This is a genomic window from Bacillus sp. GS3m_15504, assembly GCF_055825275.1.
This window is the reverse complement of record NZ_JBVVNL010000001.1, coordinates 303,089-316,773: the sequence shown is the minus strand read 5'-3', so window position 1 is coordinate 316,773 and position 13,685 is coordinate 303,089. Positions and strand designations below refer to the sequence as shown.

Genomic DNA, 13,685 nt, shown 5'->3' with positions numbered 1-13,685 from the left:
CGTCAATCTATGGCAATATTACTCTGCCACGATTGACGCTCGTTTACTTCGCAAAAACAACTAAATAAATAACCCCAATCACCAAAAATATTCCACAACAAGCTAACAATACTTTTGCAAGTTTGTCCATAAACATATAATGGTTTCCCCTTTGTTTCGTTGTTTTCTATTTTAATTCGACAACTGTTACGCCTAGGCCTCCCTCGCCCATGTCACCGTAACGGAATGTTTTTACACCGCGGTGCTTCTTCAAGTAATCTTGAACACCTTGGCGAAGTGCTCCTGTTCCTTTACCGTGAATGATTGATACACGAGGATAGCTTGCAAGCTGGGCATCGTCTAAGTATTTCTCAACGCGCGCCATTGCATTTTCAAATCGTTCACCACGAAGATCAAGCTCTAGCGAAACATGATAGTCTCTACCTTTTACTGTTGCAACTGCTTTTTTCTCTGTTTGTTTCGGTGTATTAATGTATTCCATGTTAGATTCTTTTACTTTCATCTTCAGAATACCAATTTGTACGCTCCACTCTGTATCGCTTACTTTTTCAAGCAATTGACCTTTTTGACCGAACGTTAATACTTTTACTTCATCACCTGCACGTAACTGTTGTTTCGGCGAAGTATTTTTCACGTTTACTTTTTGTTTCTTCACAAGCTCTGGTGCTGCGCCTTCTAGACGGCTCTTCGCTTCAATTAGCTCGTGATCTTTCACGTTTGCAAGCTGTGCTTTACGCAATTGACGAAGTTCTTGAATAATGCCTTCTGCTTCTTTCTTTGCAGCTTCGACTTTTTCTTCCCCTTCTTTTTGCGCTTTTAATAATCGTTCATCACGCTCTTCGTTAAATTCAATAATTTGACGTTGTAATTCGCGATGCAGTTTTTCAGATTGCTTACGAAGTGCTTCTGCTTCGTTCCAGTCACGCTCTGCGTTCTTTTGACTTTCTTCTAACTTCGCAATCATATTTTCAATTTTGTTTGTATCTGTACTAATGTGGTTACGAGCTTGATCAATGACGCGATCGGATAATCCAAGACGTTTCGAAATTTCAAAGGCATTACTACGTCCTGGTACACCGATTAATAATTTATACGTTGGGCTTAATGTATTTACATCGAACTCAACACTCGCATTAATAACTTGCTCACGGTTATATCCGTATGCTTTTAATTCTGGGTAATGCGTCGTAGCAACAACGCGAGCACCGCGATTACATACTTCATCTAAAATTGAAATGGCAAGTGCAGCCCCTTCTTGCGGGTCTGTTCCAGCACCTAATTCATCGAATAAAACTAAGCTTTCAAAATCAGCTTTTTCTAAAATATCAACAATGTTCACCATATGTGAGGAGAACGTACTTAAACTTTGTTCAATCGATTGCTCATCACCGATATCAGCAAATATATTTTTAAATACACAAATCTCTGACTCATCCATTACTGGAATGTGAAGACCAGATTGCGCCATTAATACACAAATACCAACTGTTTTCAGCGTAACTGTTTTACCACCTGTATTCGGTCCTGTAATAACAATTGTCGTGAAATCTTTACCTAACATAATGTTATTTGGCACGATAACTTCTGGATCAATAAGCGGATGACGTGCCTGTCTTAAATCCATATAACGCTCGTTATTTACGATTGGCTTCGTTGCTTTAATACGCTTCGCATAAAAAGCTTTCGCAAATATGAAGTCAAGATTTGCAACTACTTCTACGTTTGATAAAACGATATCCGCTTCTACTGCCACTTCTTCTGTTAACATTAATAAGATGCGTTCGATTTCTTGTTTTTCTTTCACACGTGCTTCTTGAAGCGCGTTATTTAATTCTACAATGACTTGCGGTTCAATAAATAATGTTTGTCCAGAAGCCGATTGATCGTGAACAATACCGCCATATACACCGCGGTATTCTTGTTTTACTGGGATTACGTAACGTTCGTTACGAATCGTTACAATCGAGTCAGACAGCATCTTTTGCGCGTTTGAAGAACGCGTCATGTTTTCTAACTTTTCACGAATACGGCTTTCTGCAGTACGAATTTGAGTACGAATACCGCGCAGTTTATCACTTGCGCTATCGACTACTTCCCCACCATCACCAATACAATTTGTAATTTTCTTTTCTAAATCATATAAAGATACAATTTGAGCGACATGAGTTTCTAAAATGGGAAGCTCAACACCATTATCAACCATATCTTCAATGAAACGTTTCATATTGCGACTACCATACATCGTATTCGCAATATCAAGTAGTTCATTTGGACTTAACATACTTCCAATCTTTGCACGCTTCACATTAGAGCGAATATCCGTAATACCACCTAATGGTGCACTACCCTTTAGACGAATAACTTTCGCTGCTTCATCCGTTGTATCTTGCATTTCTACAATTTCTTCAAAATCAGTGCTCGGCACTAAATGCTTCACTTTGTCACGACCAAGTGAAGATGCTGTATGTTCAAGTAATTGTTCTTTTACTTTATTATATTCTAATACACGCAACGTTCTTTCTAACATGTTGCAGGTCCCCCTTGTGTTACTTATTACGTTTAATATAGTCTAATAAACGTTCAATATCCCACGTGTTAATTACGTTATCTTTTTGAATCCAACCTTTACGTGCTGCCGCTACACCTGTTTCCATATCTTCTAACATTTCAAGTGTATGAGCATCCGTGTTAATCGCTACTTTTACACCGGCATCTTGTGCTTGTTTTAATAATTTCGCACTTAAATCTAGACGGTTTGGATTCGCATTTAATTCTAAAACTGTATTTGTTTCTTTTGCGAGTTCGATTAATAAGTCTGTATCTACATCGTAGCCCTCACGACGTCCAAGAAGACGTCCTGTCGGATGGGCAATCATTGTGACATGTTTATTCTCTAGCGCAGCACGAAGACGTTTCATAATCGTTTCACGGTCTTGTGAGAAGCTAGAGTGAATTGCTCCAATGACATAATCTAGTTCTGCTAATACTTCATCATCAAAATCAAGCGTGGCATCCGGTAAAATGTCCATTTCAATTCCGCGTAAAATTGTAATGTCTGGATACTTTTCGTTCATACGTTCAATTTCTTTCGCTTGTTCACGAAGGCGCTCTTTCGTTAAACCGTTCGCTACTTTCAAGTATTGTGAGTGATCAGTAATTGCCATAAACTTATATCCACGAGCACGGCACGCTTGTACCATCTCTTCAATAGAAAAAGCACCATCACTCCATGTTGTATGCATATGTAAATCACCTTGTATATCAGAGAACCGAATTAAGTTTGGATACTCTTTAATTAATTCAATTTCTTTTCCATCTTCACGAACTTCTGGCGGGATAAATGGAAGACCGAAATGAGCAAAGAATTCTTCTTCCGTCTCAAATGTTTTCACTTCCCCTGTTTCCAAGTTCTCTACACCGTACTCACTAATTTTCTCGCCTTTATCTTTTGCGATTTGACGCATTTTTACGTTATGGTCTTTTGATCCTGTGAAATGGTGAAGAGTTGTAATAAACTCTTCTGGTTTTACTAAGCGGAAATCAATCGAAATATCATATTCATATTGAAGACGAACAGAAACTTTCGTATCCCCACTCGCGATTACTTCAATCATATTATCAAATTGTAGTAAATGCTCACGTACTGCAGCTGGTTCTGTCGTTGCAATAATAAAATCTAAATCTTTCACTGTTTCACGAACACGGCGCAAACTACCAGCGCGAGAGAAACGAATTACCTCAGCAATATTCGACAATTTCTCCTCTATTTCCCCGGCAATAGGCAATACCATTGCGATTGGTAAACGCTCCGGACGAGATCCTACTTGATCGATTGCTTCTAATATTTTCTCTTCTGTTTTTTTGCCGAAACCAGCTAAAGCTTGTACTTTATTTTCCTCACAAACCGCTTTTAGCGACTCCATATCAACAACACCAAGTTCTTTATATAACTTAGCTACCTTTTTACCACCTAGGCCTGGCAATTTTAATAACGGTAATAAGCTACTTGGAACCTCTTTTTCAAGCTCTTGTAACACTTCAGATGTTCCCGATTCTATATATTCTTGAATAACTGCTGCTGTTCCTTTTCCGATTCCCGGAATCTTCGTGAAATCTTCAATCTCAGAAAGACTACGATCATCACTTTCTAATGCTGCTGCCGCTTTACGAAATGCAGATATTTTAAATGGATTCGCGCCCTTTAGTTCCATGAAAAGCCCGATTGTCTCTAATAATTTAATTACTTGTTTTTTATTTACTTTCATCATTGTCCCGCCTTTCTTTCATAGAAAAAAACTTCTCTTTCCGAAAAAAGAGAAGTTATACTCTGCTACCTGTCTGCCATAGTTCCTTCACCTTTTCAGAGAGAATCGGTGTATCGTCTACAATTATTTTGCTAATTGATGATTGTTGTAATGGTGTTTGTAATTGTTCAATCGGAAGAATGTTCCCAATGATAATTAAGACAAACAAAATAATATATACTTCTAAAAATCCGAGGATTGCCCCCGCAAACGCATTTACTTGCTTTAAAACCGGTATTTCTGCAAACATATTTAACAAATTACCAAGTAATGAAAGTGCAATTTTTGTAATAATAAACAATATGATAAACGCAAGCGCTTGATAAAATACTGTCTCAATATTATTTGCATCAATCCATTCTGGAACAGATACGTTTTTATCAAATGGATACGGAATAAATTTCGCAAGTGGTGGCGCTAAATCTTTACAGTACCAGTATGCAACAAGGTATGCGATAATAAAGCTTGTTAACTTTACAAGTTGCAAGATAAACCCTCTGCGTAAGCCGAGGAAAAATCCCATAACAAGCAGTAAAATGATAATAATATCAATCATGTTATTCCATTCCTTTTTTTGTCATACTTTCTTTCAATTTCTCATGTTCTTCTTTTAATTTTATGTAATCGTGTATGACGTTTACCGCCGTCAATACCGCTAGTCTACTCGTGTCAAGCGAAGGATTCTTGGCATTGAGTTCGCGCATTTTATCATCCACAATCGCTGCTACCATGCGGATATGACTTGTACTTTCATCGCCAACAACTGAATATTGCTGACCATAGATTTCTACATTAATTCGACTTTTCTTTCCCTTTTGTTGTGACAACTCACCGGCCTCCAATCACGTACAGAATCCTAAAGTTTATCATACCATGAACCTTCATAATATGGAAACAGAAAGAACAATCCGATATGATAAAAATAACAATATAAAAAAAGGGGCGACCATTATGTCAAATTCTATCGTAATTCAAACAAATTCTACAGTAATTGAAGACATGAAACAACAATATAAACATTCGCTTAGCCCGAAAACTCCGCAAGGCGGGATCTTCATGGCAAAGGTGCCATCTTGCACAATTACAGCATATAAATCTGGAAAAGTAATGTTCCAAGGTGGACGTGCTGAAGCAGAAGCTGCCCGTTGGCAAACTGTCTCCCAAACTCCAAAAACAGCTGTAAAAAAATCTGTCGATTCACACCGTTTTGCACCGCCTGCTTCCATCGGTACAATGTCGATCGTAGGGTCAGATGAAGTGGGTACTGGTGATTTCTTCGGACCGATGACAGTCGTTGCTGTATATGTAGATGCGAAGCAAATTCCACTACTAAAAGAGCTTAGTGTAAAAGACTCTAAAAACTTAAATGACGAACAAATTACTGCCATTGCAAAACAACTTCTACACGTTGTTCCTTACAGCTCTCTCGTTCTTCATAACGAAAAATATAACGAGCTATTTGATAAAGGAAACAACCAAGGTAAACTAAAAGCTTTGCTACATAATAAAGCTATTACAAACTTATTAACTAAAATTGCGCCTACAAAACCTGAAGGCGTCTTAATCGACCAATTCACACAACCTGATACATACTACAAATATTTAGCAAAACAAAAACAGGTACAGCGTGAAAATGTTTATTTCGCGACGAAAGGAGAAAGCGTCCATTTAGCTGTTGCCGCTGCCTCCATTTTAGCTCGTTACTCATTCGTAAAACAATTTAACGAACTAAGCAAAAAAGCTGGTATGCCGCTTCCAAAAGGTGCAGGTAAACAAGTTGATATCGCCGCCGCTAAATTAATTCAAAAGCTTGGTAAAGAACGATTACCTGAGTTTGTGAAACTGCATTTTGCTAATACGGAAAAGGCGTTTCGCTTACTAAAATAGTATCGACAAAAACAGGAGCCTACAAACTCCTGTTTTTTGTTTTATCCTACTATTGTCCTTATAGTTTTGTTATAATTACAATATACAGATTATTCTAACATAGGAGGAGATTCCCATTGCTACTTCTACAAATGATTCTAAATATTTTACTAGGCAATCCACACGAAAGACAGTTTGAAATTAGAGAAAACATTCAGCTACTAAGTGAACAACCAGCATTCAACGATTTAATAGAGCGTTATGGCCGATCTTTCTTATTAAACTTTCGGATTCGAAGATTTATCGGGAAACACGATGCCCGCTTGTTAATACATAATCCAGCACAACTACAACACTTCTGTGAGGAACTTGAATGTATGATTAGAAAAAGGAGGGTTTTCATGTGAACGCTGTAAAAGGTAAAAAGATATTATATGTTTTCGTACACCTCGTAGGCCCACTTTCTTACCTCACTATTTCTACCATTTGGGGCGCTTTTTTCACTACTAAATCTACATTTGAAAATATATCTGATAATCTCGGCGTTATGGCCATCTATTACGTGTTCATGAGTTTACTGTGGTTTTTCTATTTCGATCGATTAGACAAAGATGTAGATAACATTACAAAAGAGATTCATGATAAAAAGATGTAACACATAAAAAAGGAGAGTCGCCAAGACTCTCCTTTTTATGTTAGCTTTGTTTCTGCTTCTTATTAGATGAAGATACTTTATGAGAACCTGTTTCATGTGTTGTCGTTCCTTGTCCTTCTACTTCTGGAGAACCTAGGCCCGATCTTGAATGATCTTTTTTTACTTTTTTACTCATTTATATTCACCCCTTCGCGTTACTTTTTGCTACGAGGTAGTAAACTATACAAAATAAAAAAGCGAGAGAAAACCCTCTCGCTTTTTCATATTTTAGAATTCAGAAGAACCTGGAGTTCTTGGGAATGGAATTACGTCACGGATGTTAGCCATGCCAGTGATATACATTAGGAAGCGCTCGAAACCTAGACCGAATCCAGCGTGTTTTGTACCGCCGTATTTTCTAAGTTCTAAGTACCACCAGTAGTCCTCTTCGTTCATGCCTAGTTCTTTAATTCTGTCTACTAAAACGTCCATTCTTTCTTCACGTTGGCTTCCGCCGATTAATTCGCCGATGCCAGGAACTAGAAGGTCAGTAGCAGCTACTGTTTTACCGTCGTCATTTAAGCGCATGTAGAATGCTTTAATGTCTTTCGGATAGTCAGTTACGAATACAGGGCGTTTGAAGATTTCTTCTGATAAGTATCTTTCGTGCTCTGTTTGTAAGTCAATACCCCATTCTACTGGGTATTTGAAGTCAGCACCTGACTCTTGAAGTACTTTAATTGCTTCTGTATAAGTGATGCGACCGAAGTCAGAGTTGATTACGTTGTTCATGCGCTCTAGAACTGTTTTATCAACGAAGCTGTTGAAGAATTCCATTTCTTCTGGTGCATGCTCTAATACGTATTTCATTGCATATTTCAGCATATCTTCTGTAAGGTTCATTACGTCACCTAGTTCAGCAAATGCAATCTCAGGCTCAACCATCCAGAACTCAGCTGCGTGGCGAGTTGTGTTTGAGTTTTCTGCACGGAATGTAGGTCCGAATGTGTATACATCACGGAATGCTAATGCATAAGCTTCAGCGTTCAGCTGTCCACTTACTGTTAAGTTTGTTTCTTTGCCGAAGAAGTCTTTTGATTCATCAACTTGTCCGTCTTCGCCTTTTGGTACGTTGTTTAAATCTTGCGTTGTTACGCGGAACATTTCGCCCGCACCTTCTGTATCACTACCAGTGATGATTGGTGTGTGAACATGTACGAATCCACGCTCTTGGAAGAATTGGTGAATCGCAAATGCTGCGATAGAACGTACGCGGAACGTTGCAGAGAATGCATTTGTTCTTGGACGTAAGTGAGCGATTGTACGTAAGTATTCAAACGTATGACGTTTCTTTTGAAGTGGGTAATCAGAATCTGATAAGCCCTCGATATCAATTTTTTCTGCTTTAATTTCAAATGGTTGCTTCGCTCCAGGCGTTGCAATTACTTTACCTTCTACTTTAACTGAAGAGCTAAGTGGAAGTTTTGCAATTTCTTTGAAGTTATCTAATTCTGTATCGAAAACGATTTGAACGCTTTTGAAGAAGCTACCGTCGTTTAATTCGATGAAACCAAATGCTTTTGAATCACGTAAGTTACGAATCCACCCTGATACTTGTACTGTTTGACCTGCGTATTTATCTGTATCTCTATACAGACTTTTTACTAATGTGTTTTCCATAGTGAAATTCTCCTTTGCTGATATATTTAAATACAAAAAAACCTTTCATCCATAAAGGGACGAAAGGTTAAACTTCGCGGTACCACCCAATTTGTCATAAAGACCAACTTTAACTCGTATGTAATACATACTTCCCGGTTTGTAACAGGCCGGATTCCCGTCTAAGTCTACTCTTGAATACAAGATTCAATTTCGGTTAGCAACTCCAAGGTGTTCTTCACATATACCGCCTCATCAGGCTCTCACCGTCCCTGACTCGCTTTGGATTATAGTATATACTACTTTTCCTTATCATCGTCTTTCATTTTGTTAAACTAAAATTAATGTACTACATTCGTGAGAAAGATGCAAGGTGCCAGAAAATATATCAGCGATTTTTGCAATATATCGACCGTAACTCCAAATATATCAGCGATTTTTATAATATATCGATCGTAACTCCAAATATATCGGCGATTTTTGTAATATATCGACTTACCGACATTTTCCGACAACCAATCCACTAAAAAAATTGCCGGAATAAATCCGGCAATTTCTTATTACTTACGTAACTCCGCACCAAATTTCTCTTCTACCGCTGTTAATACGCGGTTATGTGCTTCTGTTACTTCTTCGTCTGTTAACGTACGCTCTGGATCGAAGTAGTTCATAGAGAATGCAAGTGATTTCTTGCCTTCTTCCATTTTTTCACCTTCGTATAAGTCAAACAGCGTTACGTCTTTCAGCAGTTCTCCACCAGCTTCAGCAATAACTTGCTTCATTTCGCCAGCTTTTGTTTCTTTCGTTACGACAACAGCCATATCACGTGTCATAGATGGGAAACGTGGAATTGCTGAGTAATAAGTTTCTTCTGCGTCTGTACCGAATACTTTTACAAGAGATAGTTCGAATACGAATGTATTTTTCACATCTAATTGTTTTTCTGCTTCTGGGTGCAATTGACCGATGAAACCAATTACTTCGCCATCTAATACGATATCAGCTGTACGACCTGGGTGCATACCTTCACGTTTTGCTGGTGCATATGTGATTTGGTTTGAAACGCCAAGCACGTCAAATAGTCCTTCTAGTACACCTTTCACAACGAAGAAGTCTACTACTTTTTTCTCACCTTGCCATGCATGGTGAAGAGCAAGACCTGTCATAACACCTGCAAGATGTTGTTCTTCTTTCGGAAGTTCTCCTGCTTCTGTCGGTAAGAAGATAGAACCTACTTCGTATAAAGCAACGCTGTCGTTTTTACGAGCGACATTGTATGAAACTGCTTCTAGTAGTTGCGGTACTAAGCTTAAACGAAGTTGGCTACGTTCTTCACTCATTGGAAGTGCAAGGTTTACAGGCGCTTTTTCATTTGGCTCAACCATATATTGTTTCGCTTTATCAGCGCTTGTTAATGAATATGTGATCGCTTCATATAAGCCAGCACCTTCTAAGAAGCGACGTACTTTACGACGTTTCGTTTGTGCTGCTGTTAATTTACCACGAGTCATCGTTCCAGAAGGTAATGTAACTGGAATGTGGTCATAACCGTATAGACGGCCCACTTCTTCTACTAAGTCTTCTGAAATTGTAATGTCAGGACGGCGTGCTGGTACATTCACGTGGAATGTTCCTTCTACTTCTGTAAATGGGAACTTTAAGTTTGTGAACATTGTACCCATTTCACTTGCAGAAATATTTGTACCTAATACACGGTTTACTTTCTCAGCAGTAACCGATACTGTACGCTCTTGTACTTGTAAGTTGTCAGCTTCTACGACACCTTCAAGTGCTTCACCGCCAGCGTATTTCGCCATTAACGCAGCTGCATGTTGAATTGCTTCGAAAGTACGCGTTGGGTCGATTCCTTTTTCGAAACGTGCACTTGATTCACTGCGAAGACCTAAGTCTTTTGATGTACGGCGCACAGTTTGACCTGCAAAGTATGCAGACTCAATTAGAACGTTTACTGTCTCATTTGTAACTTCTGAATCCGCTCCGCCCATTACACCAGCAACAGCTAACGCTTTTGTGCCGTTTGTAATAACAAGGTGGTGGCTTTGTAACGTACGTTCTTGATCATCTAACGTTTCAATTTTTTCGCCTTCTTTTGCAAGACGAACAACGATTTCTTTTGAACCTAATTTATCGTAATCAAATGCATGTAACGGTTGACCGTATTCCATTAAAATGTAGTTTGTAATATCAACTACGTTGCTAATCGGACGAATGCCAGCTGCCATTAGGCGAGTTTGCATCCACATTGGTGATGGACCAATTTTTACGTTCTTCACCATTTTTGCAATGTATAATGGGTTTTCTTCTTTCGCTTCTACACTTACAGAAATGTAATCAGAAGTTTTTTCTGCTGTTTCTTGTAAGTCGATAGCTGGAAGTTTTACTTCGCGGCCGTAAATAGCAGCTACTTCATATGCAACACCTAACATATTTAAGCAATCTGCACGGTTTGGTGTTAAACCAAGCTCAAGTACTTCATCATGTAAGTTTAAAATTTCAAGTGCATCCGCACCAACTTCAGCGTCACTTGGGAAGATGAAGATACCATCTGCGTATTCTTTTGAAACTAACTTTCCATCAATACCAAGCTCTTGAAGAGCACAAACCATACCGTGAGAAGCTTCACCACGTAGTTTTGCTTTTTTAATTTTGAAGTTGCCAGGAAGTACAGCACCAACTTTTGCAACTGGTACTTTTAAACCTTTTGCAATGTTAGCAGCACCACAAATAATCTGAACTGGCTCTTCTTCACCGATATCGATTAAGCATTTGCTTAATTTATCAGCTTCTGGGTGTTTTTCACATTCTAATACGTGACCAACTACAACACCTTTTACACCTTTATTTAATACTTCAACACCTTCTACTTCAATACCACTCTTCGTGATTTTGTCTGCTAGTTCTTGTGCTGTTACATCTTTAATATCTACATACTCTTGTAACCAACGATATGATACGAACATACTTATCCTCTCCTTCCCTTACGCTCGTTTGAATTGTTGTAAGAAACGTACATCATTTGTATAGAAATGACGAATGTCATCTACGCCGTATTTCAACATTGCGATACGCTCTGCGCCCATACCGAATGCGAAACCTTGATATTCTTTTGAATCATAACCAGCCATTTCAAGTACGTTCGGGTGAACCATACCTGCGCCTAAAATTTCAATCCAACCAGTTCCTTTACAAGTGCCGCAACCTTTGCCGTGACACATCATACAAGAAATATCCATCTCTACAGATGGCTCTGTGAATGGGAAGAAACTTGGACGAAGACGGATTTCACGATCTTCACCGAACATCTTTTTCACGAATACTTGCAGTGTACCTTTTAAGTCACTCATGCGAATGTTTTTATCGATTACAAGACCTTCAATTTGCATGAACTGGTGTGAATGCGTCGCATCATCGTCATCACGGCGATACACTTTACCAGGACAAATAATTTTAATTGGGCCTTTTTCTTTATTATTTTCCATCGTACGTGCTTGCACAGAAGATGTATGTGTACGTAGTAACGTTTCTTCTGTAATGTAGAATGTATCTTGCATATCACGCGCTGGGTGATCTTTCGGTAAGTTTAATGCTTCGAAGTTGTAGTAGTCTTTTTCTACTTCTGTTCCTTCAGCTACTTCATAACCCATACCGATGAATACATCTTCAATTTGTTCAACAACAGCTGTTAACGGATGGTGACAACCTGTTTCAACAGGACGACCTGGCAATGTAACATCAATTGTTTCAGTAGCTAATTTCGCTTCAATTACTGCTTTTTCTAAGTTACTGATTTTGTCATCTAGACGCGTTTGAATCGCTTCACGTACTTCATTTACTAATGCTCCCATACGTGGACGCTCTTCTGCTGATAATTTTCCCATGCCGCGTAATACTTCTGTAATTGGGCCTTTTTTTCCTAAATACGCTACGCGTACGTCGTTTAAGCCTTTTAGCTCTTTCGCTTCTTCAATAAGCTCTAACGCTTTTTGTTTTAGCTCTTTTAAACGTGCTTCCATTTGGAACCCTCCTAATTTTAAAAATAAAAAAACCTCGCTCCCAAAAAGGGACGAGGTAAATTCGCGGTACCACCCTAAATTGACAGAACATGTCTGCCCACTCATTAGTTATAACGATCAATTCTGACCGGAACGCCTTTACATATACATGGTCCTGGCGTCAACTCCAGAGGTGAATTCACTTCCGTCTACCATAAGAATGCTTTCAGTCTAAGGCATTCTCTCCCTATATGGCGATTTTGTAAGCTACTCTTCTCTATCAACGTTTTTCGTTATTTAACTTTTAATATAATATACTTCAACTTATTATAAGAAGTTTTTTATTTGTTCGCAACTGGGCTTTGTAAATAATACGTTAAAATCCCTGCTGCAACTGCAACATTTAATGATTCTGCCCCGCCATAAATCGGAATATACAAGTTTTGATCTGTTTTTGCAAGAATTTCTTGGCGTACGCCGTTTCCTTCATTTCCTACAATTAATGCAAAACTTCCTGCTGGTGTTACTTCACCGTAAGGAACTCCATTTTCAAGAGCTGTTCCATATACAGGAACGTTATTTTCTTTTAGTTTGTCTACCCATTCTTCTAAGTTTCCTTTTACAATTGGTAAGTGGAAAATAGAGCCTTGTGTAGAGCGGAGTACTTTACTATTATATGCATCAACACAACCTTCTCCAAGCACAACGGCATGAATACCAGCTGCATCAGCTGTGCGAATAATTGTCCCTAAGTTACCTGGGTCTTGCAAGCCATCTAATAAAAGAAACTTCCCATCAGTAAGAGCTACTTCACTCTCGTGTTTCTCACAAACAGCAAATACACCTTGCGTCGTTTCTGTTTCACGAAGTACTTTTACGATTGCTTCCGGTACGATATACATTTCTACATCATTAACTGTCCAATCTTTCGGAAGGTCTGTCTGATCTGAAACGATAAGTTCTGTTACAACTCCTGCTTTTAAAGCTTCCTCCACTAAGTGGAATCCTTCTACAAAAAATAAACCTTTTTTATCGCGTTCTTTTTTCGTTTGCAGCTTTTTCCACTGCTTCACACGCGGATTTTGTACTGAATCAATGTTTTTCATAATATGTATTTCCCTCTCTTCTTGTCTTATCATTATAGCCTATTTTTCATACATATTTACATAAAAAAGAACAAAAACTAACGTCAGTTTCAATTCTGAAGAA

12 protein-coding genes and 2 other annotated features are annotated in these 13,685 nt (G+C 38.5%); of the genes, 3 read left to right on the top strand and 9 right to left on the bottom strand.

The genetic code is table 11. The annotated features are described in order from the left end of the window. Window positions 1-166: 166 nt before the first annotated feature. Genes AC0L0O_RS01820 through zapA form a run of 4 tightly spaced genes read right to left on the bottom strand, consistent with a single transcriptional unit; the run spans window position 167 to window position 5,131 of the window. Entirely contained in the window at window positions 167-2,527 is a 2,361-nt protein-coding gene (locus tag AC0L0O_RS01820; RefSeq protein ID WP_000893732.1) for an endonuclease MutS2, read from the bottom strand. 19 nt (window positions 2,528-2,546) lie between these two features. Then, window positions 2,547-4,265: a DNA polymerase/3'-5' exonuclease PolX gene (polX, locus tag AC0L0O_RS01815; RefSeq protein WP_473785633.1), complete on the bottom strand. Its 1,719-nt coding sequence runs from the start codon at window positions 4,263-4,265 to the stop codon at window positions 2,547-2,549. Between the two features lie 55 nt (window positions 4,266-4,320). After that, window positions 4,321-4,860 carry a CvpA family protein gene (locus tag AC0L0O_RS01810; protein ID WP_473785632.1) on the bottom strand — a complete coding sequence of 180 codons (540 nt, stop codon included), beginning with the start codon at window positions 4,858-4,860 and terminating at the stop codon, window positions 4,321-4,323. A gap of 1 nt (window position 4,861) precedes the next feature. After that, a complete protein-coding gene (zapA, locus tag AC0L0O_RS01805) occupies window positions 4,862-5,131 on the bottom strand; it encodes a cell division protein ZapA (RefSeq protein ID WP_000082701.1) in 270 nt (89 codons plus the stop codon). A gap of 124 nt (window positions 5,132-5,255) precedes the next feature. On the opposite strand from zapA, the gene rnhC reads away from it, so the two are divergent. From rnhC to AC0L0O_RS01790, 3 genes are all read left to right on the top strand, one after another. Then, window positions 5,256-6,191 carry a ribonuclease HIII gene (rnhC, locus tag AC0L0O_RS01800; RefSeq protein ID WP_473785631.1) on the top strand — a complete coding sequence of 312 codons (936 nt, stop codon included), beginning with the start codon at window positions 5,256-5,258 and terminating at the stop codon, window positions 6,189-6,191. Window positions 6,192-6,307: 116 nt separating this feature from the next. Beyond that, complete coding sequence (locus tag AC0L0O_RS01795) at window positions 6,308-6,577, top strand: hypothetical protein (RefSeq protein ID WP_000925556.1); 270 nt, start codon at window positions 6,308-6,310, stop codon at window positions 6,575-6,577. Continuing rightward, entirely contained in the window at window positions 6,574-6,825 is a 252-nt protein-coding gene (locus AC0L0O_RS01790; RefSeq protein WP_098638791.1) for a hypothetical protein, read from the top strand. Before AC0L0O_RS01795 ends, AC0L0O_RS01790 begins: the two co-directional genes overlap by 4 nt. Before the next feature lie 40 nt (window positions 6,826-6,865). Here the strand turns inward: AC0L0O_RS01790 and AC0L0O_RS01785 are convergent, their stop codons facing one another. From AC0L0O_RS01785 to AC0L0O_RS01765, 5 genes are all read right to left on the bottom strand, one after another. Beyond that, window positions 6,866-7,000: a YuzL family protein gene (locus AC0L0O_RS01785; protein ID WP_000039589.1), complete on the bottom strand. Its 135-nt coding sequence runs from the start codon at window positions 6,998-7,000 to the stop codon at window positions 6,866-6,868. 92 nt (window positions 7,001-7,092) lie between these two features. Further along, entirely contained in the window at window positions 7,093-8,484 is a 1,392-nt protein-coding gene (gene asnS, locus AC0L0O_RS01780; protein ID WP_000432163.1) for an asparagine--tRNA ligase, read from the bottom strand. A gap of 52 nt (window positions 8,485-8,536) precedes the next feature. Next, window positions 8,537-8,788: a binding site (T-box leader), on the bottom strand. Window positions 8,789-9,023: 235 nt separating this feature from the next. Beyond that, entirely contained in the window at window positions 9,024-11,444 is a 2,421-nt protein-coding gene (pheT, locus tag AC0L0O_RS01775) for a phenylalanine--tRNA ligase subunit beta (protein WP_000498183.1), read from the bottom strand. An 18-nt stretch (window positions 11,445-11,462) separates the two neighbouring features. Then, the gene (gene pheS, locus AC0L0O_RS01770; protein WP_000388219.1) at window positions 11,463-12,497 is read right to left on the bottom strand and encodes a phenylalanine--tRNA ligase subunit alpha; all 1,035 of its coding nucleotides are present in this window, start codon (window positions 12,495-12,497) and stop codon (window positions 11,463-11,465) included. 43 nt (window positions 12,498-12,540) lie between these two features. After that, window positions 12,541-12,769, bottom strand: a binding site (T-box leader). Window positions 12,770-12,817: 48 nt separating this feature from the next. Continuing rightward, window positions 12,818-13,615, bottom strand: coding sequence for a TrmH family RNA methyltransferase (locus tag AC0L0O_RS01765; protein ID WP_002037206.1), 798 nt, complete (start codon window positions 13,613-13,615; stop codon window positions 12,818-12,820). Between the last annotated feature and the right edge of the window lie 70 nt (window positions 13,616-13,685).